The organism is Pseudomonas sp. SCPG-7, from assembly GCF_002156405.1.
In the GTDB taxonomy this organism is placed as follows: Bacteria; Pseudomonadota; Gammaproteobacteria; order Pseudomonadales; family Pseudomonadaceae; genus Aquipseudomonas; species Aquipseudomonas parakoreensis.
The window spans coordinates 85012-110594 of sequence record NZ_MVOO01000016.1; the positions used below are offsets into that span (position 1 = coordinate 85012).

The 25583-nt window shown below is 60.6% G+C and carries 26 protein-coding genes; all 26 read left to right on the plus strand.

The window, feature by feature from the left end:
- Nucleotides 1-23 precede the first annotated feature (23 nt).
- The 26 genes from pseB to B1722_RS23815 all read left to right on the plus strand — a co-directional run bounded on the left by pseB (nucleotide 24) and on the right by B1722_RS23815 (nucleotide 25575).
- Nucleotides 24-1025: a UDP-N-acetylglucosamine 4,6-dehydratase (inverting) gene (gene pseB / locus B1722_RS23690; RefSeq protein ID WP_027614222.1), complete on the plus strand. Its 1002-nt coding sequence runs from the start codon at nucleotides 24-26 to the stop codon at nucleotides 1023-1025.
- Entirely contained in the window at nucleotides 1022-2179 is a 1158-nt protein-coding gene (gene pseC / locus B1722_RS23695) for a UDP-4-amino-4,6-dideoxy-N-acetyl-beta-L-altrosamine transaminase (RefSeq protein WP_086794552.1), read from the plus strand. Before pseB ends, pseC begins: the two co-directional genes overlap by 4 nt.
- Before the next feature lie 31 nt (nucleotides 2180-2210).
- Complete coding sequence (locus tag B1722_RS23700; RefSeq protein ID WP_041073020.1) at nucleotides 2211-2831, plus strand: pseudaminic acid biosynthesis-associated methylase; 621 nt, start codon at nucleotides 2211-2213, stop codon at nucleotides 2829-2831.
- Nucleotides 2828-3523, plus strand: coding sequence for a pseudaminic acid cytidylyltransferase (pseF, locus tag B1722_RS23705; RefSeq protein WP_086794554.1), 696 nt, complete (start codon nucleotides 2828-2830; stop codon nucleotides 3521-3523). The genes B1722_RS23700 and pseF overlap by 4 nt, the downstream gene beginning before the upstream one ends.
- Complete coding sequence (gene pseG, locus B1722_RS23710) at nucleotides 3520-5025, plus strand: UDP-2,4-diacetamido-2,4,6-trideoxy-beta-L-altropyranose hydrolase (RefSeq protein ID WP_086794556.1); 1506 nt, start codon at nucleotides 3520-3522, stop codon at nucleotides 5023-5025. The genes pseF and pseG overlap by 4 nt, the downstream gene beginning before the upstream one ends.
- Complete coding sequence (gene pseI, locus B1722_RS23715) at nucleotides 5018-6070, plus strand: pseudaminic acid synthase (protein ID WP_086794558.1); 1053 nt, start codon at nucleotides 5018-5020, stop codon at nucleotides 6068-6070. The genes pseG and pseI overlap by 8 nt, the downstream gene beginning before the upstream one ends.
- Before the next feature lie 227 nt (nucleotides 6071-6297).
- Nucleotides 6298-7224 (plus strand): ketoacyl-ACP synthase III, encoded by a 927-nt coding sequence (locus B1722_RS23720; protein ID WP_086794560.1) that lies wholly within the window; start codon nucleotides 6298-6300, stop codon nucleotides 7222-7224.
- 85 nt (nucleotides 7225-7309) lie between these two features.
- Complete coding sequence (locus B1722_RS23725) at nucleotides 7310-8599, plus strand: motility associated factor glycosyltransferase family protein (RefSeq protein ID WP_086794562.1); 1290 nt, start codon at nucleotides 7310-7312, stop codon at nucleotides 8597-8599.
- The gene (locus tag B1722_RS23730) at nucleotides 8596-8868 is read left to right on the plus strand and encodes a hypothetical protein (protein ID WP_086794564.1); all 273 of its coding nucleotides are present in this window, start codon (nucleotides 8596-8598) and stop codon (nucleotides 8866-8868) included. Before B1722_RS23725 ends, B1722_RS23730 begins: the two co-directional genes overlap by 4 nt.
- 236 nt (nucleotides 8869-9104) lie before the next feature.
- A complete protein-coding gene (locus tag B1722_RS23735) occupies nucleotides 9105-9956 on the plus strand; it encodes a flagellin domain-containing protein (protein WP_007920059.1) in 852 nt (283 codons plus the stop codon).
- A 72-nt stretch (nucleotides 9957-10028) separates the two neighbouring features.
- The gene (locus B1722_RS23740; protein WP_041073007.1) at nucleotides 10029-10388 is read left to right on the plus strand and encodes a flagellar protein FlaG; all 360 of its coding nucleotides are present in this window, start codon (nucleotides 10029-10031) and stop codon (nucleotides 10386-10388) included.
- An 83-nt stretch (nucleotides 10389-10471) separates the two neighbouring features.
- Nucleotides 10472-11941 (plus strand): flagellar filament capping protein FliD, encoded by a 1470-nt coding sequence (gene fliD / locus B1722_RS23745; RefSeq protein ID WP_041073005.1) that lies wholly within the window; start codon nucleotides 10472-10474, stop codon nucleotides 11939-11941.
- Between the two features lie 129 nt (nucleotides 11942-12070).
- Nucleotides 12071-12469 carry a flagellar export chaperone FliS gene (gene fliS, locus B1722_RS23750; RefSeq protein WP_027614233.1) on the plus strand — a complete coding sequence of 133 codons (399 nt, stop codon included), beginning with the start codon at nucleotides 12071-12073 and terminating at the stop codon, nucleotides 12467-12469.
- Between the two features lie 11 nt (nucleotides 12470-12480).
- Complete coding sequence (locus B1722_RS23755; protein ID WP_041073003.1) at nucleotides 12481-12777, plus strand: hypothetical protein; 297 nt, start codon at nucleotides 12481-12483, stop codon at nucleotides 12775-12777.
- A gap of 172 nt (nucleotides 12778-12949) precedes the next feature.
- Complete coding sequence (locus B1722_RS23760) at nucleotides 12950-14425, plus strand: sigma-54 dependent transcriptional regulator (protein WP_041073001.1); 1476 nt, start codon at nucleotides 12950-12952, stop codon at nucleotides 14423-14425.
- A 125-nt stretch (nucleotides 14426-14550) separates the two neighbouring features.
- Nucleotides 14551-15744 carry a PAS domain-containing sensor histidine kinase gene (locus B1722_RS23765; RefSeq protein WP_174376952.1) on the plus strand — a complete coding sequence of 398 codons (1194 nt, stop codon included), beginning with the start codon at nucleotides 14551-14553 and terminating at the stop codon, nucleotides 15742-15744.
- A 5-nt stretch (nucleotides 15745-15749) separates the two neighbouring features.
- A complete protein-coding gene (locus tag B1722_RS23770) occupies nucleotides 15750-17141 on the plus strand; it encodes a sigma-54 dependent transcriptional regulator (protein ID WP_086794567.1) in 1392 nt (463 codons plus the stop codon).
- 127 nt (nucleotides 17142-17268) lie between these two features.
- Complete coding sequence (gene fliE, locus B1722_RS23775; protein WP_003222869.1) at nucleotides 17269-17598, plus strand: flagellar hook-basal body complex protein FliE; 330 nt, start codon at nucleotides 17269-17271, stop codon at nucleotides 17596-17598.
- A 15-nt stretch (nucleotides 17599-17613) separates the two neighbouring features.
- A complete protein-coding gene (gene fliF / locus B1722_RS23780; RefSeq protein ID WP_027614236.1) occupies nucleotides 17614-19401 on the plus strand; it encodes a flagellar basal-body MS-ring/collar protein FliF in 1788 nt (595 codons plus the stop codon).
- On the plus strand, nucleotides 19394-20413 hold the full coding sequence (gene fliG, locus B1722_RS23785; RefSeq protein WP_007920042.1) for a flagellar motor switch protein FliG: 1020 nt from the start codon (nucleotides 19394-19396) through the stop codon (nucleotides 20411-20413). Before fliF ends, fliG begins: the two co-directional genes overlap by 8 nt.
- 4 nt (nucleotides 20414-20417) lie before the next feature.
- Complete coding sequence (fliH, locus tag B1722_RS23790; RefSeq protein ID WP_041072995.1) at nucleotides 20418-21224, plus strand: flagellar assembly protein FliH; 807 nt, start codon at nucleotides 20418-20420, stop codon at nucleotides 21222-21224.
- Nucleotides 21214-22572, plus strand: a complete 1359-nt coding sequence (fliI, locus tag B1722_RS23795) for a flagellar protein export ATPase FliI (protein ID WP_041072993.1) — start codon at nucleotides 21214-21216, stop codon at nucleotides 22570-22572. The genes fliH and fliI overlap by 11 nt, the downstream gene beginning before the upstream one ends.
- Nucleotides 22573-22578: 6 nt before the next feature.
- A complete protein-coding gene (gene fliJ / locus B1722_RS23800) occupies nucleotides 22579-23031 on the plus strand; it encodes a flagellar export protein FliJ (protein WP_086794569.1) in 453 nt (150 codons plus the stop codon).
- A 151-nt stretch (nucleotides 23032-23182) separates the two neighbouring features.
- Entirely contained in the window at nucleotides 23183-23488 is a 306-nt protein-coding gene (locus B1722_RS23805) for an STAS domain-containing protein (protein WP_041072989.1), read from the plus strand.
- Nucleotides 23489-23493: 5 nt separating this feature from the next.
- On the plus strand, nucleotides 23494-25197 hold the full coding sequence (locus tag B1722_RS23810; RefSeq protein ID WP_086794571.1) for a fused response regulator/phosphatase: 1704 nt from the start codon (nucleotides 23494-23496) through the stop codon (nucleotides 25195-25197).
- 30 nt (nucleotides 25198-25227) lie between these two features.
- On the plus strand, nucleotides 25228-25575 hold the full coding sequence (locus B1722_RS23815) for an Hpt domain-containing protein (protein WP_041072985.1): 348 nt from the start codon (nucleotides 25228-25230) through the stop codon (nucleotides 25573-25575).
- Nucleotides 25576-25583 lie beyond the last annotated feature (8 nt).

Consider the following 25583-nt stretch of genomic DNA (forward strand, 5'->3'; position numbering starts at 1 on the left):
GGACAAGCAACAGGAATCAGCACATGTTCAACGGTAAATCGATCTTCATCTCTGGCGGCACCGGCTCGTTCGGGCGCAAATTCATCGCCCGTCTGCTTGAGCAATACCAGCCCAAGCGCGTGGTGGTGTTCTCCCGCGATGAACTCAAACAGTACGAAATGCAGCAGACGTTCAACGCGCCGTGCATGCGCTACTTTCTCGGTGACGTGCGTGATGCCGACCGTCTGCGGCAGGCCATGCGCGGCATCGACTACGTGGTGCATGCGGCGGCGCTCAAGCAGGTGCCGGCGGCGGAGTACAACCCCACCGAGTGCATCCGCACCAACGTCAATGGTGCGGAGAACATCATCGCCGCCGCCATCGATAACGGCGTGAAAAAGGTTGTGGCGCTGTCCACCGACAAGGCCGCCAGCCCGATCAACCTGTACGGCGCGACCAAGCTGCTGTCGGACAAGTTGTTCGTCGCCGCCAACAACATTGCCGGTGAGCAACAAACGCGTTTTGCCGTGGTGCGCTACGGCAACGTGGCGGGCTCGCGGGGTTCGGTGGTGCCGTTCTTCAGCAAGCTGATTGCCGACGGTGCGCAGGAGCTGCCGATCACCGACGAGCGCATGACGCGCTTCTGGATCACCCTCGATCACGGCGTGCAGTTTGTCCTCGACAGCTTTGCGCGGATGCACGGCGGCGAAGTGTTCGTGCCGAAGATCCCGTCGATCCGCATCGTCGATCTGGCGCGGGGCATGGCCGAGCATCTGCCGCACAAGAACGTCGGTATTCGTCCCGGGGAAAAACTGCATGAACTGATGGTGCCGCTGGACGATGCGCGGATGACCCTGGAATTCGAGGATCACTACACCATCCAGCCTTCCATCCGCTTTACCAGCGTCGATGTCGATTTCTCCATCGACAAGCTTGGCGAACATGGCCGGCCGGTGAGTGAAGATTTCGAATACCGCTCCGACACCAATCCGCACTACCTCTCGGTCGGGCAGATCGCCGAGCTGCACGCGAAGTTGTCGGCATGATTCCCTACGGTCGGCAGAGCGTTGATCAGGCGGACATCGATGCCGTGGTCGAGGTTTTGCAATCGGACTGGCTGACTCAAGGCCCGACCATCGAGCGTTTCGAGCAGGCAATGGCTGCACGCTGCCAGGCCGATTTCGCCGTGGCGGTGTGCAACGCCACGGCGGCGCTGCACATCGCTTGCCTCGCTGCCGGCCTGGGCCCGGGCGACCGTTTGTGGACCACGCCGAACACTTTTCTGGCTTCGGCCAACTGCGGGCGCTATTGCGGCGCCGAGGTGGATTTCGTCGACATCGATCCGCTGACCTGGAACCTCGATGCCTTCGCCCTTGCCGCGAAACTCGATCAGGCCGAACAGGACGGCACGTTGCCGAAAGTGTTGGTGGCGGTGGCGTTCTCCGGGCAGAGCTGCGACCTGCGCAAGATTGCCGAACTGGCCGAACGCTACAACTTCACCGTGATCGAAGACGCCTCGCACGCGGTGGGCGCCAGCTACGCCGGGCGCCCGGTGGGGTGTGGGGAATTTGCGGCGATGACCGTGTTCAGTTTCCACCCGGTGAAAATCATCACCAGCGCCGAAGGTGGCATGGTCCTGACCAATCGCCCGCAACTGGCCGAGCGTCTGCAACGCCTGCGCAGCCACGGCATGACCCGCGATCCGCAGCAGATGAGCGAACCCAGCCACGGGCCGTGGTATTACCAGCAGATCGAGCTGGGCTTCAATTACCGGATCACCGATTTGCAAGCGGCGCTGGGTCTGTCGCAACTGGCCAGACTGGACGGGTTTATTGCCCGTCGCCGCGAACTGGCGGCGCGTTACGACCGGTTGCTGGCCTACCTGCCACTGACCTTGCCCAGCGCGCAGCCGGAGGCGGAATCGGCGTGGCACCTGTACGTGGTGCGCTTGCAGACCGAACGCATCGGCCTGACCCATCGTCAGGTGTTCGAAGGCTTGCGTGCCGCCGGCATCGGCGTGAACCTGCACTATATTCCTGTGCATTTGCAGCCGTACTATCGCGACCTGGGTTTTGCCGAAGGCGACTTCCCCGAAGCCGAGCGTTATTACGCCGAGGCGATCAGCCTGCCGCTGTATCCGTTGCTCAGTGATGAGCAGCAGGATCATGTGGTTGAGCAATTGCGCCGGCTGACCGAATAAACCCCGCTGCGGCGGCGAATGAGACTGTGCAATGCGTGATCTGAGTGAGCAGGAAAAATTCTGGCAGGGCGATTTCGGCAACCAGTACGTCGATCGCAATGTCGGTCAGCCACTGGTCGCGGCCAACCTGGCGTTGTTCGCCAAGGCCCTGAGCCGCGCCGGGCGCATCGACAGCGTGGTTGAGCTGGGCACCAATGCCGGCAACAACCTGCAGGCGCTGCGTCAACTGCTGCCGCACAGTGAATTGTTCGGCGTCGAGATCAATGAAAGCGCCTGTGCTCAGGCGCGGGCACTGGGCATCGCGCAGATCTGGCACGGCTCGCTGTTCGACTTTCCGCGCGAGCGCAGTTACGACCTGACCCTGAGCAAAGGCGTGCTGATCCATCTGGCGCCGGAGCTGCTGCCGACTGCCTATGCGCAGTTGTATGCGTTGAGCCAGCGCTACATTCTGATCGCCGAATACTACAACCCGGCACCGGTGGAAGTGTCCTATCGCGGCAACAGCGGCAAGCTGTTCAAGCGCGATTTCGCCGGGGAAATGCTCGATCGTTATGCCGATCTGCAATTGCTCGATTACGGCTTTGGTTATCACCGAGACCCGCAATTCCCGGTGGACGACATCACCTGGTTTCTACTGGAAAAACGTCCTTGAACAGCGTCGCAATCATCCCGGCCCGTGGCGGCAGCAAGCGCATCCCGCGCAAGAATCTGCTGGCGTTCGACGGCGTGCCGATGATTGTCCGCTCGATCCGTACGGCGCTCGACAGTGGCTTGTTCGAACAGGTCGTGGTCAGTACCGATGACGCGGAAATTGCCGAGCTGGCGCTGGCCCACGGTGCGCAAGTGCCGTTCCTGCGCCCGGCTGAACTGGCGGATGATTTCACCGGCACCGCTGCGGTGATCGTGCATGCCTTGCAGCAACTGCCCGCGTTCGATTACGCCTGCTGCGTGTACGCCACGGCGCCGTTGTTGCAGTCACGCTTTCTGCGCGAGGGATTCGAGTTGTTGCAGCAGCATCCGCAGAAGTCGTTTGCTTTTTCGGTGTGCAGCTTTGGTTTCCCCGTACAGCGGGCGCTAACGGTGGACGGGCAGGGCGCATTGACCGCGTTGTATCCGGAATTCCGCCAAACCCGCTCGCAGGATTTGCCCGAAGCCTTTCAGGACGCCGGCCAGTTCTACTGGGGCCGCAGCGAAGCGTGGTTGCGCGGTGAGGTGTTGTATTCGTCCGCGAGTCTGCCGGTGATTCTGCCGCGACATCTGGTGCAGGACATCGACACGCTGCAAGACTGGAAGCGCGCCGAATACCTCTACGCCGCGCTCAAGGCCGGCGGAGAACTGCAATGAGAGTGCTGATCCGCGCTGACGCTTCGCCGACCATCGGCAGTGGCCACATCGCCCGCTGCCTGACGCTGGCGCGGGTGCTGCGCCAGCAAGGCAGTCATGTCGCCTTCGCCTGTCGGCGGTTGCCCGGGCATCGGCTCGATACCTTGGCTGCCGAAGGTTTCGAGACCTTCGCCTTGCCGGACTTCTACCTCGACGAAGACCCGCAACAGGCCATCGAATCGATGCTGCCGTGGCAGGCTGACATCGAGGCGCTGGACGCCTTATTGGCAGGTCACGCCGCATTCGACTGGATCATCGCCGACCACTACGGCCTCGATCATCACTGGCAAACCGCAGCGCGCCGTTGGGCACCTCGGATCGCGGCAGTAGACGATCTCGCCACTCGCCGTTACAGCGTTGATCTGCTGCTCAATCAGAACCTGTCCGGTCTCAGCGCAAACTATGCGCCGCTGCTGCCCGAAGGCTGCCGTACCTTGCTCGGCCCGCGCTACGCCATGTTGCGCGAAGAGTTCGTCTGCCCGGCCATTGCGATCAAGCCCAAGGCGCGGCGGGTACTGGTGAATTTCGGTGGTTTCGATGCGGCGATGCAGACCCATCACGCGATGTTGGCACTTCAGGACTTCACTGAACTGGAAGTGGATTTCGTCGCCGGTGCGGACAATCCTGCGTGGGCGCAAATGCAGGCACTGGCCGCAACACGGCCGCATTGGCGCCTGCACCGTTTCGTCAGCGATTTCCAGCAACGCATGACCGCGGCCGATCTGTTTATCGGCGCCGGTGGCGGCACCAGTTGGGAGCGCGCGGCGCTGGGCCTGCCGACCCTCTGCATCGCGGTATCGAACAACCAGCAGGCCAACGGCGAAGTGATGGCGGCGGCGGGGGCGCATGTGTTCCTGGGCGCCCGCGAGCAGGTCAGCGTCGAACAACTGCGCGACGCCATCGGTTTTGTCGTCGACAATGTCTATCTGCGCCAGAGTCTGGCCGAGCGTTCACGGCAACTGGTCGATGGGCGCGGTGCGTTGCGCGTGGCGGCAGCGCTGGCCGGTGCCGTGCTCACGCTGCGCCCGGCGACCCTCGATGATGCGCAATTGCTGTTCGACGGGCGCAATGCCGAGGCTGTGCGGCGGTGGTCATTGGACACGGCTGCAATCGAATGGCCGCAGCACCTGAACTGGCTGACGGCGAGCCTGCGCAACCCGCAGCGTCTGCTGTTGATTGCCGAGGCCGATGACGGCCCGGTCGGCGTCTTGCGTTATGACTTGCGTGGATTCGAGGTTGAAGTGTCGCTGTATCTGCTGCGCGGGCGTTTTGGTCTGGGCTGGGGCAGGGCGCTGCTGGCGCGAGGTGAGGCGTTCGTCCGCGAGCACTGGCCGCAGATGACCGCCATTACCGCTCAGGTGCTGCCGGGCAATCGTCCGTCTTTGAATGTGTTTCGTGACGCCGGATTCACCCAGAGTGCCTGCGCGTTCACCCAGGTTTTGAAGGATCACCGCGATGAGTAGTTTCAAGATTGGCGAGCGTCTGATCGGTGCCGATGCGCCGCCGTTCATCATTGCCGAGATGAGCGGCAACCATAACCAGTCGCTGGAGCTGGCGCTGCAGATTGTCGAAGCCGCCGCCAAGGCTGGGGCGCATGCCTTGAAGCTGCAGACTTACACCGCGCAGACCATGACCCTGGATCTGGCCGAGGGCGAGTTTTTCATCAAGGACCCGAATAGCCTGTGGGCGGGTACTTCGCTGTACGACCTGTATGAGAAGGCCCACACCCCGTGGGAGTGGCATGCGCCGATTTTCGCTCGGGCCAAAGAACTGGGCATGCTCGCGTTCTCGACGCCGTTCGATGACACGGCGGTGGACTTTCTCGAAAGCCTCGACGTGCCGGCGTACAAGATCGCCAGTTTCGAAAACACCGATCTGCCGTTGATCCGCCGTGTGGCGTCGACCGGCAAACCGCTGATCATCTCCACCGGCATGGCCAGCATCGCCGAGCTCGACGAAACCGTGCGCGCCGCCCGCGAGGCAGGGTGCAAGGATCTGGTGCTGCTCAAATGCACCAGCACTTACCCCGCGACTCCGCTCAACAGCAACGTGCGCACGATCCCGCATCTGCGTGAACTGTTCGGTTGTGAAGTCGGGCTGTCCGATCACTCCATGGGCGTGGGTGTGTCCGTGGCCGCCGTGGCACTCGGGGCAACGGTGGTGGAAAAACACTTTACCCTCGACCGTTCGGCAGGTGGCGTCGACGCCAGTTTCTCGCTGGAACCTGCGGAGCTGGCCAGTCTGGTGGTGGAAACCGAACGCGCCTGGCAAGCCATGGGCCAGGTGCATTACGGCGTCACCGAGGCCGAGCGCAAGTCGCTGGTCTATCGCCGCTCGCTGTACGTCACTGCCGACATGGCGGCCGGTGAGCCCTTTTCCCGGGACAATCTGCGCGCCATTCGCCCTGGTCTCGGTCTGCCGCCCAAGCACACCGATGCCGTCCTCGGTCGCCGCGCTCGTCAGGCGATCAAACGCGGCACGCCGCTGGACTGGTCGTTGGTCGAATAACCCGATCTGCCACCGATTCGGCAAAATAGCGTGACCTGCGAGTCATAACGCGCATCTTCACTGTATTGTATTGACCGGGGAGATGGCGCCTGGCCGTGTAATCGGTTCCAGTGATAGCCCTTTGCGCTCCCCGTGGCTGCCCGTTGTGGCGGCCGTTTTCTGTTTGTCGGCGCCCCTCGAATCCTTGCGAGCGGTTGTTTTGGGCTGTTTTTTATTGGGAAGCCGTAATGATTGGCATAAAAAGCATTGCGAGCTACGTTCCTGTAGCCGGCGTGGACAATTACGCACAAGGTGCAAAATTCGAGAAGGATGAAGAATTCATCCTCGGTAAAATCGGTTCGGCCTTCCTGCCGCGCAAAGGCGTTGAACAGGAAACCTCCGATCTGTGCGTGGAAGCGGCCAATGCGCTGTTTGCCAGCAACCCTGAATTGAAACGTGAATCGATCGACGCGCTGATCGTCGTCACCCAGAACGGTGACGAAGAAGGTCTGCCGCACACCGCTGCGATCGTCCAGGACAAGCTCGGTCTGCCGACAAATGTTGCGGCGTTCGACATTTCCCTGGGCTGCTCCGGTTACGTCTACGGCATTTACGCGATCAAGGGCTTCATGGAAGCCGCCGGCCTGAAGAACGGCCTGCTGATCACCGCTGACCCGTATTCGAAAATCGTCGACCCGGAAGACCGTAACACCACCATGCTCTTCGGCGATGCCGCCACGGCGACCTGGATGGGCGAAGACCCGACCTGGGCGCTGGGCAAGGCCAAGTTCGGCACCGACGGTTCCGGCGCGCCACACCTGAAAGTCACTGATGGCGTGTTCTTCATGAACGGGCGTCAGGTGTTCAACTTCGCACTGCTCAAAGTCCCGGCGCACTTGCACGAATTGCTCGACGACTCCGGCCTCAAGGCTGACGACATCGACGCCTTCTGCATTCACCAGGGCAGTGCGGCGATTGTCGATGCGGTGGCGCGGCGTTTCGAAGGCGAGCCGGAGAAGTTCATCAAGGATATGGTCGAGACCGGCAATACCGTGTCGTCGAGCATCCCGCTGCTGCTGGAAAAACACGTAATCGATTCCGACTGGCAGCGCATTGCCCTGAGCGGTTTCGGTGTCGGTCTGTCGTGGGGCTCGGCGATCATCTATCGTCCTTGAGTCGGTCAAAAACGGCGGATACAAAAATAGCGTTCAAGGTTACCCTTGAACGCTATTTTTTTGCCTGAATGGAGCGCTAGGCGGCATGAGCGAGTTTTTCCAACCCAATGCCCAAGTCATCCAGCAACGCTGGCCGGCGTTGTTTGCGCGCTTGCAGGCTGAAGACACCTCAGTCGTTCAAGCCGAGCTGGTGCAGGGCTTGGGCTCGACGCTCAGCGTCAATGGCATTCAACTGACCAGTCGCCACTACCGCGTCCACGAAGCCCGCATCCAGGCGGCCAGCCTGGCAGATAAGCCGCAGTTGCATGTTTATGGCACCGGTCTCGGTGATCTGCCAACGTTGCTGCTAGAGCGCGCCGGGCTTGAGCGGTTGTACGTGCATATTCTCAATGGCGCGTTGTTCGCCCTGGTGCTGCAACTGCTCGATCAGCGCCAATGGCTGGAAGATCCGCGCGTGCAGTTATTCTATGCCGGTGATCTGTCAGACATCTGCACACCGTTTTTCGCCTTGCCGGCCGAGATGCTGCTGGCTGATGACTTCAACGCGAAGATCCGTGATCGGCTGGTCAGCGAAGTGCACCTGAGCTTCAACAATCGTGAATTCGATCCACATTTGCCGTTCATTCAGCAGCGTCTGCAGGACTGTTTGCCGGTGTTGCTGGGCGATGATGATGTGGCGCAGTTGTTCGGGACGGCCAGTGGCCGGGAAATCTATGTGATAGGCACCGGGCCGACGCTCGAAGGACATTTCCAGCGTCTGGCGGCGGTGCGCGCGCAGGCTGAACGTCCGTTGTTGATGTGTGTGGATACCGCTTACCGGCCATTGCGTGAGCACGGGATCGTCCCGGATCTGGTGGTCACCATTGATCAGCGCATCAGCTTCCGGCATCTGCCGTTCGAGGACTCCGCTGGCATCCCGCTGGTGTATCTGCCCATGAGCGATCCTGCCGTACTGACCGCGTGGAAGGGCAAACGCTACGGCGGTTACTCGGCCAGTCCGGTGTACGCCGCGTTGCGCGAGCAATATCCGCGTGGGCAACTGCATGTCGGTGGCAGCGTGATTCATCCGGCGGTGGATCTGGCGGTGATGATGGGTGCATCGCGCATTACCCTGTTCGGCGCCGACTTCGCCTTCCCGATGAACAAGACCCATGCCGGCTGGAATGACGGTGATCTGGGGCCGGGAGTCGATCAGGCGCGGCACTGGGTGCAGGACGGCCATGGCCAACGGGTCAGCACCCAGCTGAACTTTCGCGGCTATCTGTGTGTGCTGGAGCGCTATATCGCCGCGCATCCGCAGGTGCAGTTCTTCAACAGCAGTCGGGCAGGTGCACTGATCGCCGGGACACAGTTCAATCAGGAGTTTGTGCAATGACGACGATTGGGCAGTGCGTCGACGAATGTCGTCAGTGCGCCGGGTTGTTTCGGCTCGGGCGGGATGTCGAGGCGGCGCTGGATATGGTCGAGGTGTTCGAGGGCGCGCAGCAATTGCTGATGTCCGCGCCGGCGACGGTACAGCAGGACTGGGCCTTGGTACTCACGCAGATGCTCGACTGTCAGGAGCGTCAGGACTGGTTGGGCCTGGCTGACTGGATGGAGTACGAGTTGATCGAAGTGTTGCAAAAAGCACGATCGGCAAACTGACCGACCGCACTGGCCCGCGGCTTTGCGTGCGGGTCGGTTTTATGGCGTCATTTTTTCGCAGGTGGGGGGCGCTAAGCCCTTGTTTTCTCGGGGGTGGCAGGGTGATGGCAAATTTTTTTCAAAAAGCCCTCAAGCAACCTGCCAACCCGACGATAACTATTACGAAGGTTCTCTAGGCCATTCCAGGCGGTTGCCAGGGCCGGAAGCCGCAGTACCCAACCAACGAGGAATTCGTCATGGCTTTAACAGTAAACACCAACACCACGTCGCTGAACGTTCAAAAGAACCTGAACCGCGCTTCCGACGCTCTGTCGACTTCGATGCAGCGCCTGTCTTCCGGCCTGAAAATCAACAGCGCTAAAGACGACGCTGCTGGCCTGCAGATCTCGAACCGTATGTCTTCGCAGATCCGTGGTAACACCCAAGCCATCCAGAACGCCAACGACGGTATCTCCGTTGCTCAGACCGCTGAAGGCGCTCTGCAAGCGACTACCGACATTCTGCAGCGTATGCGTGAACTGGCTGTTAAAGCACGTAACGGCACCAACGGCACTGCTGACCAGACCGCTACCAACGCTGAATTCGCTCAGATGTCTGACGAAATCACCCGTATCTCGGCATCGACCAACCTGAACGGCAAAAACCTGCTGGACGGTTCGGCTGGTACTGTGACCCTGCAAGTTGGCGCAAACACTGGTTCGGCTAACCACATCGACCTGGTACTGAGCTCCAAGTTCGACGCCGTCAGCCTGTCGGTTGGTAGCGGTACTCTGTCCCTGACTGGTGCTACCGTAACTGGCGCTTCGCAGAACATCGACAACGCGATCACCGCAATCGACGCCGCTATCGCTGCAATCGGTGCAACTCGTGCCAGCCTGGGTGCTTCGCAAAACCGTCTGACCAGCACCATCCAGAACTTGCAGAACATCACCGAGAACACCACTGCTGCACAGGGTCGCGTACAAGATACCGACTTCGCCGCAGAGACTGCTAACCTGACCAAGCAGCAAACCCTGCAACAGGCTTCGACCTCTGTTCTGGCTCAAGCCAACCAACTGCCTTCCGCTGTACTGAAGCTGCTTCAGTAATTCGGAATGAGTTTGGGCGGGAGGGTGCGCTGGTCGCGCTCTCTCGCTTTTTTACGTTAGGAGGTGATGAGCATGGACATGAGCGTAAAGCTTAACGTGTCTTATCCGGCTCCCAAGCCAGCGACGCCTGTTGCTGATAAGCCGTCCGAGACGCCAAAAGTTGCACCGGCCGACGCTCCGGTCGCTGACAAGAAAAGTCAGCAAACGGATGACGCCAAGTTGAAACTGGCCGTGCAAGAGATCGAGAAGTTCGTTCAATCGATCAAGCGTAACCTGGAGTTCTCGATCGACGAGCACTCTGGCAAGGTCATCGTCAAGGTGATCGCAAGCGAGACGGGTGAGGTCGTACGCCAGATCCCCTCCGCAGAAGCACTCAAGCTCGCAGACAGCCTCGCCAACGCAAGCCATGTGTTGTTCGACGCCAAAGTCTGATAGCTGGCATGAATAGTGTTTGTCTTTCTTGAATGACGCCTGGATGGGTCAAAAGTCTGGCAACAATCTGAAGGGAGATGCACATGGCAAGTCCAATTCTACCGGGTTCCGGACTGGGTTCCGGCCTGGACATCGGCGCGATCGTGACCGCGCTGGTCAACGCCGACAAGTCGCCGAAGCAGACGCAGATCGATTCCGCGACCAAGACCAATACCCTGAAGATTTCCGGTGTCGGCACGTTGAAGAGTGCGCTGACCGCGTACCAGACGGCGATGACCAACCTGGGCAGCAAGACCAACCCGGCATTTGCCGGCTTCACGGCGACCTCGAGCAACACAGCGATTCTCGGCGCCACCTCCGATAACACCGCGGTGTCGGGGACTTACAACGTTGTTGTCAACCAATTGGCCACTGGCTCGAAAGTTGCCAGCGCTTCTTTCGCCGGCGGTGCTGCCAGTGCCATTCCGAGTGGTACCCTGAAAATCAGTCAGAATGGCACTGATTACAATGTCACGATTCCGGCCAATGCGACCTTGCAGAGCACCCGTGACGCGATCAACACGGCTCAGGGCGCCAATGGCATTTCTGCCAACATCGTGACCGATAGCAGCGGCGCTTCGCGTCTGGTGATCAGCTCGAGCAAGACGGGCGCAGGTTCCGACCTGTCTGTCAGCGGGATTGCCGGTCTGGAGATCGACGGTACTCAGCCGATGGGTACCAATCCGGCGGCAGGCGCTTCTGGCAACGTCAACGGTCCTGCACAAGATGCCAAGGTGACCATCGACGGCCTGCAGGTTTCCAGTAAAAGCAACACGGTCAGTGGTGCAATCAGCGGCTTGACTCTGAATCTGACCGCAGTCAGCCCAGTCGTTGGTAGCGTTGCCACGCCGACCGTTGTCAGCGTCGATACCAACACCAAAGGGCTGCAGGCTTCGGTTCAGGCGTTTGTTGACGCCTACAACACCCTGAAGACCACCATCGACACCCTGTCCAAGGCAACACCGGACGCCGATGGCAAACTGACGGTGCAGGCCGCTTTCACCGGTGACTCGTTGCCGCGCTCGCTGATCTCCGACATCCGTGGCCAGTTGACTGCTCCTGGTGCTGGTGCAGATGGTGCTTTGTCCTACCTGTCGGAGATCGGTGTGATGACCGATCGTCTCACCGGTAACCTGACGTTCGATACTGCGGCGTTCACCAAAACCATGAGTCAGCCTGGCAAGGCCGGTCAGGTTCAGCAGATGTTCACCGGGACCAATGACACCAACGGTCTGCTGGCGCGCATGAGCAAAGCGGTGGACCCGTATCTGAAAGCTTCTCCGGATGGTAAAACCACCACGGGTTTGCTTGATCAGCGTATGACCATTTTGAACAACAACACGCGCAACCTTACTTCCCAGCAATTGGCGCTGGATCTGCGTGTGGCCAACCTGACCAAGACGTTGACTGCGAAATACAACGCCATGGACCTGCTGGTTGGGCAAATGAAGGCGACGGCCAGTAACATCACGTCGTTCTTCAGCTCGCTGAACGCTCAGCAATCCGCGAAGTAACCCGCAAGAACGACAAAAACCCGGCTACGCTTTATCGGCGTGCGCCGGGTTTTTGTCTTTTGATCTAAAGTTCTGTGATTCGTTGGCGATACACTGGTTATACGAGTCATTGTGGCAATGAGGTAGAACATGAACCCAATGTTAGCCCTTCGGCAATATCAGAAAGTCGGCGCGCACGCCCAGACCTCCGAGGCGAGCCCGCACCGTCTGGTACAAATGTTGATGGAAGGCGGGCTGGCCCGCATCGCTCAGGCCAAGGGTGCCATCGAGCGCAAGGACATTCCTGGCAAGTGCACCTCGATCAGCAAGGCCATTGGCATTGTCAGCGGTCTGCGCGAAGGTCTGGACCTGGAAAAGTGTGCCGATGAACTGGCCGATCTGGACGGGCTGTACATCTACATGATGAAGCGCCTCGCCGAGGCCAACATCAACAGCGATCCGCGCATTCTCGATGAGGTCGCCGGCTTGCTGAGCACGGTCAAAGAAGGCTGGGATGCCATCGCCCCCGAGCCTGCTCCGCAGTTTTGAAGGAGAGAACCATGAGTCTTGTATTGCAGCGAATCGCCGACACCCGTGAAGCGCTGGTCAGTGCGCTGGCCGAACGCAACTGGGAAGCCATTGGCGAGCTGGATCTGGCTTGCCGATCCTGCATGGAAGACGTCATGGTCGAGGCCTCGCTGGATGAGGAGGCCTTGCGCAATAACCTTGAGGAGCTGCTCCACGTCTACAAGGAGCTTCTGGAGGCAGCGATGGGTGAGCGGCAGGCGATAGCCAACGAGATGTCGCAGATCACCCAAGCGCAAAAGGCGGCAAAGGTTTACCATCTGTTTGGTTAATTAACCCCCAGTTAATCCAGACATGTGCGCCATAAATTTGACTGTGCACGGTTTTTTGACTTAACTAGTGGCTGTTTTCAGATTTCAGGCGTCTACAGGCACAAGGTGTCCTGCAAGCGTCTCGCTTGCCCCATTTTTCGGGCATTGAGTTGACTAGGGAAGTTGCTATTGCATGTGGCGTGAAACCAAAATTCTGCTGATCGATGACGATAGCGTCCGCCGCCGCGACCTGGCGGTGATTTTAAATTTTCTCGGCGAAGAAAATTTACCCTGCGGCAGCCATGACTGGCAGCAGGCTGTCGGCTCTTTGTCATCAAGTCGTGAAGTCATCTGTGTACTGATCGGGACGGTAAATGCTCCGGGTGCACTGTTGGGCTTGTTAAAGACACTCTCTACATGGGATGAGTTCCTTCCGGTTTTGCTGATGGGCGATAATTCTTCCGTCGACCTGCCGGAAGACCAGCGCCGCCGGGTGCTTTCGACGCTGGAAATGCCACCCAGCTACAGCAAGCTGCTCGACTCCCTGCACCGTGCCCAGGTCTATCGCGAGATGTACGACCAGGCCCGCGAGCGCGGCCGTCATCGCGAACCCAACTTGTTCCGCAGCCTCGTCGGCACCAGCCGGGCGATCCAGCATGTCCGTCAGATGATGCAGCAAGTGGCCGATACCGACGCCAGTGTGCTGATCCTCGGCGAGTCCGGCACCGGCAAGGAAGTGGTTGCGCGCAACCTGCATTACCACTCCAAGCGTCGCGATGCGCCATTCGTGCCAGTCAACTGCGGGGCGATCCCGGCCGAGCTGCTGGAAAGCGAACTGTTCGGCCACGAGAAGGGCGCCTTCACCGGCGCGATCACCAGCCGCGCCGGACGTTTCGAACTGGCCAACGGCGGTACGCTGTTTCTCGATGAAATCGGCGACATGCCGCTGCCGATGCAGGTCAAACTGTTGCGCGTCCTGCAGGAGCGTACCTTCGAGCGTGTGGGCAGCAACAAGACCCAGAGTGTCGATGTGCGCATCATTGCCGCGACGCACAAGAACCTCGAAAGCATGATCGAGGTCGGCACCTTCCGCGAAGACCTCTACTATCGCCTGAATGTGTTCCCGATCGAGATGGCGCCGTTGCGTGAGCGCGTTGAAGACATCCCGCTGCTGATGAACGAACTGATCTCGCGCATGGAGCACGAAAAGCGCGGTTCGATCCGCTTCAACTCGGCAGCGATCATGTCGCTGTGCCGTCACGGCTGGCCGGGCAACGTCCGCGAGCTGGCCAACCTGGTGGAGCGCATGGCGATCATGCACCCGTACGGGGTCATCGGTGTGGTCGAGTTGCCGAAGAAATTCCGCTACGTCGATGATGAAGACGAGCAGATGGTCGACAGCCTGCGCAGCGATCTCGAAGAGCGCGTGGCGATCAACGGTCATACCCCGGACTTCACCGCCAACGCTTTGTTGCCGCCGGAAGGTCTGGACCTCAAAGACTACCTCGGTGGTCTGGAGCAGGGTCTGATCCAGCAGGCACTGGACGATGCCAATGGCATTGTGGCGCGTGCCGCCGAACGCCTGCGCATTCGTCGAACCACGCTGGTCGAGAAGATGCGCAAGTACGGCATGAGCCGGCGCGAAGGTGATGAACAGGCGGATGATTGACGCCTGTTTTTCAACGCCTTCATTTATAAGCAGTTTTTTTTAGGCACGGGTATTGCTACATCCCTCGCAACGTTCCGTTTAACTGACGGTCAGCCAAGCGAGAGAACACAATGCCCCACGCCCAGATGTCATCTGCCTCCCATGCCGAGGGGCAATCGTCGTCCGTAGAGCAGGCGAGCCGTCAGGGACTTGAGCAGGCGTTCGCGCTGTTCAATCAGATGTCCAGTCAATTGACCGACTCCTACAGCATGCTTGAAGCCCGGGTCACCGAGCTCAAGGGCGAGTTGGCCGTGGTCAGTGCCCAACGCATGCAGGAGCTGGCCGAAAAAGAACGTTTGGCCAACCGTCTGCAAAACCTCCTTGATCTGTTGCCCGGTGGTGTCATCGTCATTGACGGCCACGGCATGGTTCGCGAAGCCAATCCGGCGGCTATCGAGTTGTTGGGGTTGCCTTTGGAAGGCGAGTTGTGGCGCCACGTGATCGCCCGATGCTTCGCCCCGCGCGAGGACGATGGTCATGAAATCTCTCTGAAAAACGGTCGGCGACTGTCGATTGCCACCCGCTCGCTGGATGCCGAGCCGGGGCAGTTGGTGCTGCTCAACGACCTGACAGAAACCCGCCACCTTCAAGATCAACTGGCGCGTCATGAGCGTCTGTCATCGCTGGGGCGCATGGTCGCCTCGCTGGCCCATCAGATCCGCACGCCGTTGTCTGCCGCTTTGCTCTACGCCAGTCATCTGACTGAGCAGGAATTGCCGATCGCGACCCAGCAGCGCTTTGCCGGACGCCTCAAAGAGCGCTTGCATGAGCTGGAGCATCAGGTGCGAGACATGCTGGTGTTCGCCCGCGGCGAGTTGCCGTTGACTGACCGCATCACCCCCAATGCCTTGATGCAGTCGCTGCAGGCGGCAGCGTTGACCCATGTGCAGGACTTGCCCATTCGCTGGCAGTGCGACAGTCATGCCGGCGAATTGCTGTGCAACCGCGACACGCTGGTCGGTTCCCTTCTCAATCTGATCGAAAACGCGATTCAGGCCAGTGACGGCAACGTGCGCCTGAAAGTGCATTGCTACACCCGCGACAACAGCCTGCGCTTGTGCGTCAGCGACAGCGGCAACGGTATAAATCCGGTGGTGCTCGAGCGTCTCGGCGAGCCATTTTTTACCACCAAAGTCACCGGCACCGGGCTCGGCCTGACCGTGGTCAAGGCTGTGGCCCGGGCACATCAGGGAGAATTGCGGCTGCGTTCGCGGGTCGGGCGCGGCACGTGCGCGCAGGTGATCCTGCCGCTGTTTTCCGCTGTACAGGGAGCTGAGTAAACGTCATGGGCATCAAGGTTTTGCTGGTCGAGGATGACCGCTCGTTGCGCGAAGCGCTGGCCGATACGCTGTTGCTGGCGGGCCACGACTACCAAGCCGTCGGCAGCGCCGAAGAGGCGTTGCAAGCGGTCGAGCGCGAAGCGTTCAGTCTGGTGGTCAGTGACGTCAACATGCCCGGCATGGACGGCCATCAACTGCTTGGACTGTTGCGCGCCCGGCGGCCGCAACTACCGGTACTGCTGATGACCGCACACGGCGCGGTGGAGCGAGCGGTCGATGCGATGCGCCAGGGGGCGGCGGATTATCTGGTCAAGCCGTTCGAGCCCAAGGCTCTGCTGGACCTGGTTTCGCGGCATGCGCTGGGCTGTATCAGCGTGGCTGATAGCGACGGGCCGGTGGCGGTCGAGGCGGCCAGTGCGCAACTGCTCGACCTGGCGGCGCGGGTGGCACGCAGCGATTCCACGGTATTGATCTCCGGCGAATCCGGCACCGGCAAGGAAGTGCTGGCGCGCTACATCCATCAGCAATCCCAACGTGCCAGCCAGCCGTTCATCGCGATCAACTGCGCGGCGATTCCCGACAACATGCTCGAGGCCACGCTGTTCGGTCACGAGAAGGGCTCATTCACCGGCGCCATCGCGGCGCAGCCTGGCAAGTTTGAACAAGCCGATGGCGGCACCCTTCTGCTCGACGAGATTTCCGAAATGCCCCTGGGTCTGCAAGCCAAGTTGCTGCGGGTGCTGCAGGAGCGTGAAGTCGAGCGTGTCGGTGCGCGCAAGCCGATCGCGCTGGATATTCGCGTGGTCGCGACCACCAACCGCGATCTGGCTGGCGAAGTGGCGGCTGGACGCTTCCGAGAAGACCTTTTTTACCGTCTGTCGGTTTTCCCTCTGGCGTGGCGTCCACTTCGCGAGCGCACTGCCGATATCTTGCCGCTGGCCGAGCGGTTGCTGAACAAACACGTCAATAAAATGAAGCACGCGCCGGCGAAACTGTCGCCAGAAGCCCAGGCTTGCCTCACCGGTTACCCGTGGCCGGGCAATGTGCGTGAGCTGGATAACGCCATTCAACGGGCGCTGATTCTGCAGCAGGGCGGTTTGATCCAGCCGCAGGATTTCTGCCTGACGGGCGCGGTGACGTTTGGTGCTGCGCCGTCCGTTGCGCCGGTGCAGCCACTGGTGCGCGAGATCGAAGTCGAGGCCGAATCCGCCGGTGCGCTGGGCGATGACCTGCGGCGCCGGGAGTTTCAGATGATCATCGATACCCTGCGCACCGAACGCGGCCGGCGCAAGGAAGCCGCGGAAAAGCTCGGTATCAGCCCGCGAACCCTGCGCTACAAGCTGGCGCAAATGCGCGATGCCGGGATGGACGTCGAAGGCTATCTGTTCGCAACCTGAGCGCTGGCGAGAATGTTTGAAAATGCTTTTCTGAAAGGCTGCCCGATAGCTGGCACCCTTGTTGCTAATACCTGTGTACCCGCCGAGTGAGTGTCAAAAAATTGCGGGCCGCCCAAGAGAGTAGACCATGAGCCAAGGTATTGAATTTAATCGGTTGATGATGGACATGAAGGCCATGAAAATGGACGCCATGGCCACGCCGAAATCGACTGCCGCCGTCCCTGAACTGGCAGGCAGCAGCTTTTCCGACATGCTCGGTCAGGCCATCAACAAAGTCAGCGATACCCAGCAGGCTTCGACTCAGTTGGCCAACGCATTTGAAATCGGCAAAAGCGGCGTTGACCTGACCGACGTGATGATCGCCTCGCAGAAAGCCAGCGTGTCGTTCCAGGCTCTGACCCAAGTGCGCAACAAACTGGTTCAGGCTTATCAAGACATCATGCAGATGCCGGTTTAAGGACGAGATTGAGTCATGGCAGAAGCAGTCGCCGATAACGTTCCGGCCAAGGCCACCCCGATAGACGGCAAACCGCCGCTGTTCGGCCTGTCCTTTCTGGAAAACCTCTCCGAGATGACCATGTTGCGTCAGGTGGGCCTGTTGGTCGGCCTGGCTGCGAGCGTGGCGATTGGCTTTGCCGTGGTGCTGTGGTCGCAGCAGCCGGATTACCGTCCGTTGTACGGCAGCCTTGCCGGCATGGACGCCAAGCAGGTCATGGACACCCTTGCCTCCGCCGACATCCCTTACACCGTCGAGCCGAACTCCGGCGCCTTGCTGGTCAAGGCTGACGACCTGTCCCGTGCGCGGATGAAACTCGCGGCCGCTGGTGTCACTCCCAGCGACGGCAACATCGGTTTCGAAATCCTCGACAAGGAACAGGGTCTGGGCACCAGCCAGTTCATGGAAGCGACCCGTTACCGTCGCGGCCTCGAAGGCGAACTGGCGCGCACCATTTCCAGCCTGAACAACGTCAAGGGCGCCCGCGTGCACCTGGCGATTCCGAAGAGCTCGGTGTTCGTGCGTGATGAGCGCAAGCCAAGCGCTTCGGTTCTGGTCGAGTTGTACTCCGGTCGTTCGCTGGAGCCGGGTCAGGTGGTGGCGATCATCAACCTGGTGGCGACTTCCGTGCCTGAATTGAGCAAATCGCAGATCACCGTCGTCGATCAGAAGGGCAATCTGCTCTCCGATCAGGCGGAAAACTCCGAAATGACCATGGCCGGCAAGCAGTTCGATTACAGCCGCCGCATGGAAAGCATGCTCACCCAGCGCGTGCACAACATTCTGCAGCCGGTGCTGGGTAACGATCGCTACAAGGCTGAAGTCTCGGCCGACATCGATTTCAGTGCCGTCGAATCGACTGCCGAGCAGTTCAACCCGGACCAACCGGCGTTGCGCAGCGAGCAGTCGGTCAACGAACAACGCACCGCCAGCAATGGCCCGCAAGGTGTGCCGGGTGCCCTGAGCAACCAGCCGCCAGCGCCGGCCTCGGCCCCGCAAACCACCGGTGGTGCGCAAGGCTCTACCGGCATGATTCAGCCAGGTCAGCCACTGGTCGATGCCAACGGTCAGCAGATCATGGACCCGGCCACCGGTCAGCCAATGCTCGCGCCGTACCCGGCGGACAAGCGTCAACAATCCACCAAGAACTTCGAGCTCGACCGTTCCATCAGCCACACCAAGCAGCAGCAGGGTCGCCTGAATCGTCTGTCGGTGTCGGTGGTGGTCGACGATCAGGTCAAGGTCAATGCAGCCAACGGCGAAACCACCCGCGCGCCATGGAGCGCCGATGAACTGGCGCGCTTCACCCGTCTGGTGCAGGACGCGGTCGGCTTCGATGCCAGCCGTGGCGACAGCGTCAGCGTGATCAACATGCCGTTCTCCGCCGAGCGCGGTGAAGTGGTTGCCGATATTCCGTTCTACTCCCAGCCATGGTTCTGGGACATCGTCAAACAAGTACTGGGTGTGTTGTTCATCCTGGTGCTGGTGTTTGGTGTGCTGCGTCCGGTGTTGAACAACATCACCGGCGGCGGCAAAGGCAAGGAGCTGGCCGGTCTGGGCAGCGACGTGGAACTCGGTGGCATGGGCGGCCTGGACGGCGACCTGGCCAACGACCGCGTGAGCCTCGGTGGTCCGCAGAGCATTCTGTTGCCGAGCCCGAGTGAGGGTTACGACGCACAACTGAATGCAATCAAGAGCTTGGTGGCCGAGGATCCGGGTCGCGTGGCTCAGGTCGTGAAAGAGTGGATTAACGCAGATGAGTGATAACCGAGCCGCAACCGTCAAACTGAACAAGGTCGACAAAGCCGCGATTCTGCTGCTGTCCCTGGGTTCGACCGATGCCGCGCAAGTGCTGCGCCACATGGGCCCGAAAGAGGTTCAGCGGGTCGGTGTGGCCATGGCCCAGATGGGCAACGTCCATCGCGAGCAGGTCGAGCAGGTCATGAGCGAGTTCGTCGACATCGTCGGCGACCAGACCAGCCTCGGCGTCGGTTCCGACGACTACGTGCGCAAAATGCTTACCCAGGCCTTGGGCGAAGACAAGGCCAACGGCCTGATCGACCGCATCCTGCTCGGTGGCAACACCAGCGGCCTCGACAGCCTGAAATGGATGGAGCCGCGCGCGGTTGCCGACGTGATCCGTTACGAACACCCGCAGATCCAGGCCATCGTCGTCGCGTACCTCGACCCGGATCAGGCCGGTGAAGTGCTCGGCAACTTCGACCACAAGGTGCGCCTAGACATCATCCTGCGCGTTTCGTCGCTGAACACCGTGCAACCGGCTGCGTTGAAAGAGCTGAACCAGATTCTCGAGAAGCAGTTCTCCGGCAACTCGAACGCATCGCGCACCACCTTGGGTGGCATCAAGCGTGCGGCGGACATCATGAACTTCCTCGACAGCTCGATCGAAGGCCAACTCATGGACTCGATCCGCGAAGTCGACGAAGACCTGTCCGGTCAGATCGAAGACCTCATGTTCGTGTTCAACAACCTGGCCGACGTCGACGACCGTGGCATCCAGGCGCTGTTGCGCGAAGTATCCTCCGACGTGCTGGTGCTGGCCCTCAAGGGTTCGGACGAAGGCGTCAAGGAGAAGATCTTCAAGAACATGTCCAAACGTGCGGCCGAACTGTTGCGCGACGACCTCGAAGCCAAAGGCCCGGTGCGCGTCAGCGATGTGGAAACCGCGCAGAAAGAAATCCTCACCATTGCCCGTCGCATGGCCGAAGCCGGCGAAATCGTGCTCGGTGGCAAGGGCGGCGAGGAAATGATCTAAGCCCATGGACAAGCATGACGAGTCAGTGACGGACCTGATCCGCGCCCGCGATGTCCGTGGTTTCGAATCCTGGGCGCTGCCCAGCTTCGATCCGCCGAAACCGGAACCCGAGCCGGAGCCGGAGCCCGAACCGCCGGAAATGGAAGAAGTGCCGCTGGAGGAAGTCCAGCCACTGACCCTGGAAGAACTCGAAAGCATCCGTCAGGAGGCCTACAACGAGGGCTTTGGCATCGGTGAGAAGGAAGGTTTTCACAGCGCCACGCTCAAGGTGCGTCAGGAAGCCGAAGTGGCGCTGGCGGCAAAACTGGCCAGCCTCGAACAACTGATGACCCACCTGTTCGAGCCGATTGCCGAGCAAGACACGCAGATCGAAAAGTCGCTGGTCGACCTTGTACAACACATCACCAGGCAGGTGATCAAGCGCGAACTGGCGATCGATTCCAGCCAGATCGAACACGTCATGCGCGACGCGCTCAAGCTGCTGCCGTTGGGCGTGGACAACGTGCGCCTGTACGTCAATCCGCAGGACTTCGAACAGGCCAAGGCCTTGCGCGAACGCCATGAGGAAACCTGGCGCATCGTCGAGGACGAGTCGCTGATGCCCGGTGGTTGCCGGGTTGAAACCGCGCACAGCCGCATCGACGCGAGCATTGAAACCCGCATCACCCAGGTCATGGGCAAGCTGTTTGACCAGTTGCACGAACAGTCTCTGCACCCGGCTGCGCCGGATCTGAGTCTGGACATTCCTGAAGAAAGCCCATCGGCGACTGCGCCGCAAGCGCCGCTCGCGGACATCCCCGATGCGCCTTGAACGCACCAGTTTCGCCAAGCGCCTCAGCACCTATGCCGACGCCACTGAAATCGCTGGCGCGCCGATTCTTGAAGGCCGCCTGCTGCGCATGGTCGGCCTCACCCTCGAAGCCGAAGGCCTGCGCGCCGCCATGGGCACACGCTGCCTGGTGATCAATGACGACAGCTATCACCCATCCCAGGTGGAAGCGGAAGTCATGGGGTTTTCCGGCAGCAAAGTCTTCCTGATGCCGGTCGGCAGCGTCGCCGGCATCGCCCCGGGCGCCCGTGTGGTGCCGCTGGCCGAAACCGGTCGCCTGCCGATGGGCATGAGCATGCTCGGTCGCGTACTCGACGGTGCCGGACGGGCGCTGGACGGCAAGGGCGGGATGAAGGCTGAAGACTGGGTGCCGATGGACGGCCCGACAATCAACCCGCTCAACCGCGACCCGATCCACGAACCTCTGGACGTCGGCATCCGTTGCATCAACGGTTTGCTGACGGTCGGGCGTGGTCAACGTCTGGGTCTGTTCGCCGGTACCGGTGTCGGTAAATCGGTGCTGCTGGGCATGATGACCCGCTTCACCGAAGCCGACATTATCGTCGTCGGTCTGATCGGTGAGCGGGGTCGTGAAGTTAAGGAATTCATCGAGCACATCCTCGGTGAAGAAGGCCTCAAGCGTTCGGTGGTGGTCGCCTCACCGGCGGACGATGCGCCGCTGATGCGTTTGCGCGCGGCCATGTACTGCACGCGGATCGCCGAGTATTTCCGTGACAAGGGCAAGAACGTCCTGTTGCTGATGGATTCGCTGACCCGTTTCGCTCAGGCTCAGCGGGAAATCGCTCTGGCCATCGGCGAGCCGCCAGCGACCAAGGGTTATCCGCCCTCGGTGTTCGCCAAACTGCCGAAACTGGTAGAGCGCGCCGGTAATGCGGAGAAGGGCGGGGGGTCGATTACTGCGTTCTACACCGTGTTGTCCGAAGGGGATGACCAGCAGGACCCAATTGCCGACTCGGCGCGGGGCGTGCTCGACGGCCACATCGTGTTGTCCCGGCGGCTGGCCGAGGAAGGGCACTATCCGGCCATCGACATCGAAGCGTCGATCAGCCGGGTGATGCCGGCGGTGGTTTCGACGGAACACATGCAGCGTGCGCAGTACTTCAAACAGCTGTGGTCGCGCTATCAGCAGAGCCGCGATCTGATCAGCGTCGGCGCTTACGTCGCCGGTGGTGACCGCGAGACCGATCTGGCGATCAATTTGCAGCCGCAACTGACCCGCTACCAGCGGCAGGGGCTGAACGACAAGATCAACATGGGCGAGAGCCAGGCCTATCTGGAAACCCTGTTCGCACCTGCGGCGGGCGGGTAACCGGTCATGGCCGTGAGTCGCGCCGCACGTCTGGCACCGGTGGTGGAAATGGCCGAGCAGGCCGAAAAAACGGCCGTCCAGCGTCTGGGCTACTTTCAGGGCCAGGTCAAGGTGGCTGAAAGCAAACTCGCCGACCTCGATGCCTTTCGTCTGGATTATCAAGAACAGTGGATCGTACGCGGCAGCGACGGGGTTTCCGGGCAATGGCTGCTGGGTTATCACGGCTTCCTCGCGCAACTGGACACCGCGATCGACCAGCAGCGCCAGAGCCTGGTCTGGCACCAGAACAACCTGATCAAGGCGCGCGATGCCTGGCAGCAGGCGTTCGCCAAGGTCGAGGGCCTGCGCAAACTGGTGCAACGCTACCGCGAAGAGGCGCAACGCCTCGAAGACAAGCGCGAGCAGAGGTTGCTGGACGAGTTGTCGCAGCGTTTGCCACGGCACAATCCTCTTGAATAATGTCAAAAGATCGCAGCCTTCGGCAGCTCCTACACCGATCCTGTAGGAGCTGCGGCACGCTGCGATCTTTTGACTGTGCTCTGCACCTTGCCCCAACCCTGTCCAAGTGCTAAACCTTGTACACGTTCGTCAATGACAAGGAAGCCAGTCAATGTCAGTCGTTACAGAAGTCTCTCCGGATGGTCAAAAACTGACGATTTCGGTCAGGGGGCGGTTCGATTTCGGGCGCCATCAGGAGTTTCGCGAGGCCTATGAGCGGCTTAACCGCAAGCCTGACTCCATCGTGGTCGATCTGAAGGACGCCACCTACCTCGACAGCTCCGCGCTGGGCATGCTGCTCCTGCTGCGCGATCACGCCGGCGGCGACAACTCGGACGTGCGGGTGGTCAACAGCAACTCCGACGTGCGCAAGATTCTCGCCATCTCCAACTTCGACAAACTGTTCGACATCAGTTGACGGCCATGCAGGCGCAAGAGCCGCTGACGATCCTGATCGCCGAAGACAGCGCCGCCGACCGGTTACTGTTGTCGACCATCGTCCGGCGTCAGGGGCATGAAGTACTGACCGCTGCCAATGGCGCCGAAGCGCTGGAAGTGTTTCGGCGCCAGTCGCTGCATCTGGTGCTGATGGACGCGATGATGCCGGTGATGGACGGCTTCGAAGCGGCGCGACAGATCAAGGCGCTGGCGGGGGAAACCCTGGTGCCGATCATCTTCCTGACCTCGCTGACCGAAAGCGAAGCGCTGGCGCGCTGTCTGGAGGCGGGCGGCGACGACTTTCTGGCGAAGCCGTACAACCAGGTGATCCTTGCCGCCAAAATCAAGGCGATGGATCGCTTGCGTCGTTTGCAGGCCACGGTGCTGCAGCAGCGCGACCTGATTGCCAAACATCACGATTACCTGCTCAACGAACAGCGCGTGGCCAAAGCGGTGTTCGACAAGGTCGCGCATTCGGGTTGCCTGAGCGCGCCGAATATTCGCTACCTGCAATCGCCCTATGCATTGTTCAACGGCGACCTGCTGCTGGCGGCCTACACGCCGGCCGGCGACATGCATGTGCTGCTCGGTGATTTCACCGGCCACGGTCTGCCGGCGGCGGTGGGGGCGATGCCGTTGGCCGAAGTGTTTTACGGCATGACGGCCAAAGGTTACGGCCTGGCCGAAACCCTGCGCGAGATGAACGCCAAGCTCAAGCGCATCCTGCCGGTGGACATGTTCTGCTGTGCGACCATGCTTTGCCTGAGCTTTCAGCGTCGTACTGTTGAGGTGTGGAACGGCGGCATGCCCGATGGCTATCTGCACCGGATCGCCACGGGCGAACGGCTGCCGCTGCCGGCGCGGCATTTACCGCTCGGTGTGCTCAGCCCGCAGGCGTTCGACGATCGCACCGAAGTGCAGGCCATGGCGGTGGGGGACCGCGTGTTCCTGCTGTCAGACGGCGTGATCGATACCACTGACGCCGATGACCGCTTGTTTGGTGTCGAGCGTTTGCAGCAACTGTTTGCTGCCAATCGTGAACCGGACAACCTGTTCGCCGAGATCGAGCAGGCCTTGCACGCATTTCGTGGCGAGCCCCGCGACGATGTGAGCATGGTCGAGATCAGTCTGTTGGAGGCGGCGCAGGTGATGCCGTCGGTGCCGGTGTATTCCGACAGCGGCCAATCCTGTCCGCTGGACTGGTCGGTCAGCTTCGAGTTTCGCGGTGCGACGCTCAGGCGCTTCAATCCTTTGCCGTACCTGCTGCAATTGTTACTGGAAGTGCATGGATTGCGCACTCAGGGTGGCGCAATCTACAGCGTGCTTGCCGAGCTGTATTCCAATGCACTGGAGCATGGCGTGCTGGGGCTCGATTCCAGCCTCAAGCGCGATGCCGCTGGATTCGCTCGCTACTACGAGCAGCGCAATGCACGACTCGAAGCGTTGCAGGACGGTTATGTGCGCGTGCATCTGCAAGTCAGGCCGCAAGGTGCCGGTGGTTGCCTGGTCATCCGCGTCGAGGACAGCGGCAAGGGGTTTGACGTGGCGCGCGTGATGGAGCGACCGCTGGACGGCGTCCGTCTGTCGGGGCGCGGCGTCAGCTTGATCCGGCAATTGGGGCATAACGCCAGTTGGTCGGACGAAGGTCGCAGTGCTTGCGTAGAGTTTTTCTGGGAGGTTAGGGCATAATTCGCCGATTCTTGATCAAGGAGTGAACAAGTGACTGACCAACATGTGGATCGCGAAGTACTCGATGCGTTGCGCGAAGTGATGGAAGACAGCTATCCGGATTTGCTGGATACCTTCCTGACCGATTCTGAAAGTCGCTTGCATCAATTACAAAAGACCGCCGACGCCAAGGTGTTGGCCGAGGTCGCCCATAGTTTCAAGGGCAGCGCCAGCAACATGGGCGCCGTGCGACTGGCGACGCTCTGTCAGGCGCTCGAGGCGGACGCCAGAAACAAAAGTCCCGCCGAAATCGTCGATCTGGTGGCGGACATCAGCAGCGAATTTGCCGATGTGCGACCTGTCTACGAAGACGAACGCCAGCACGCCCTCACGCATTGAATCCTGCC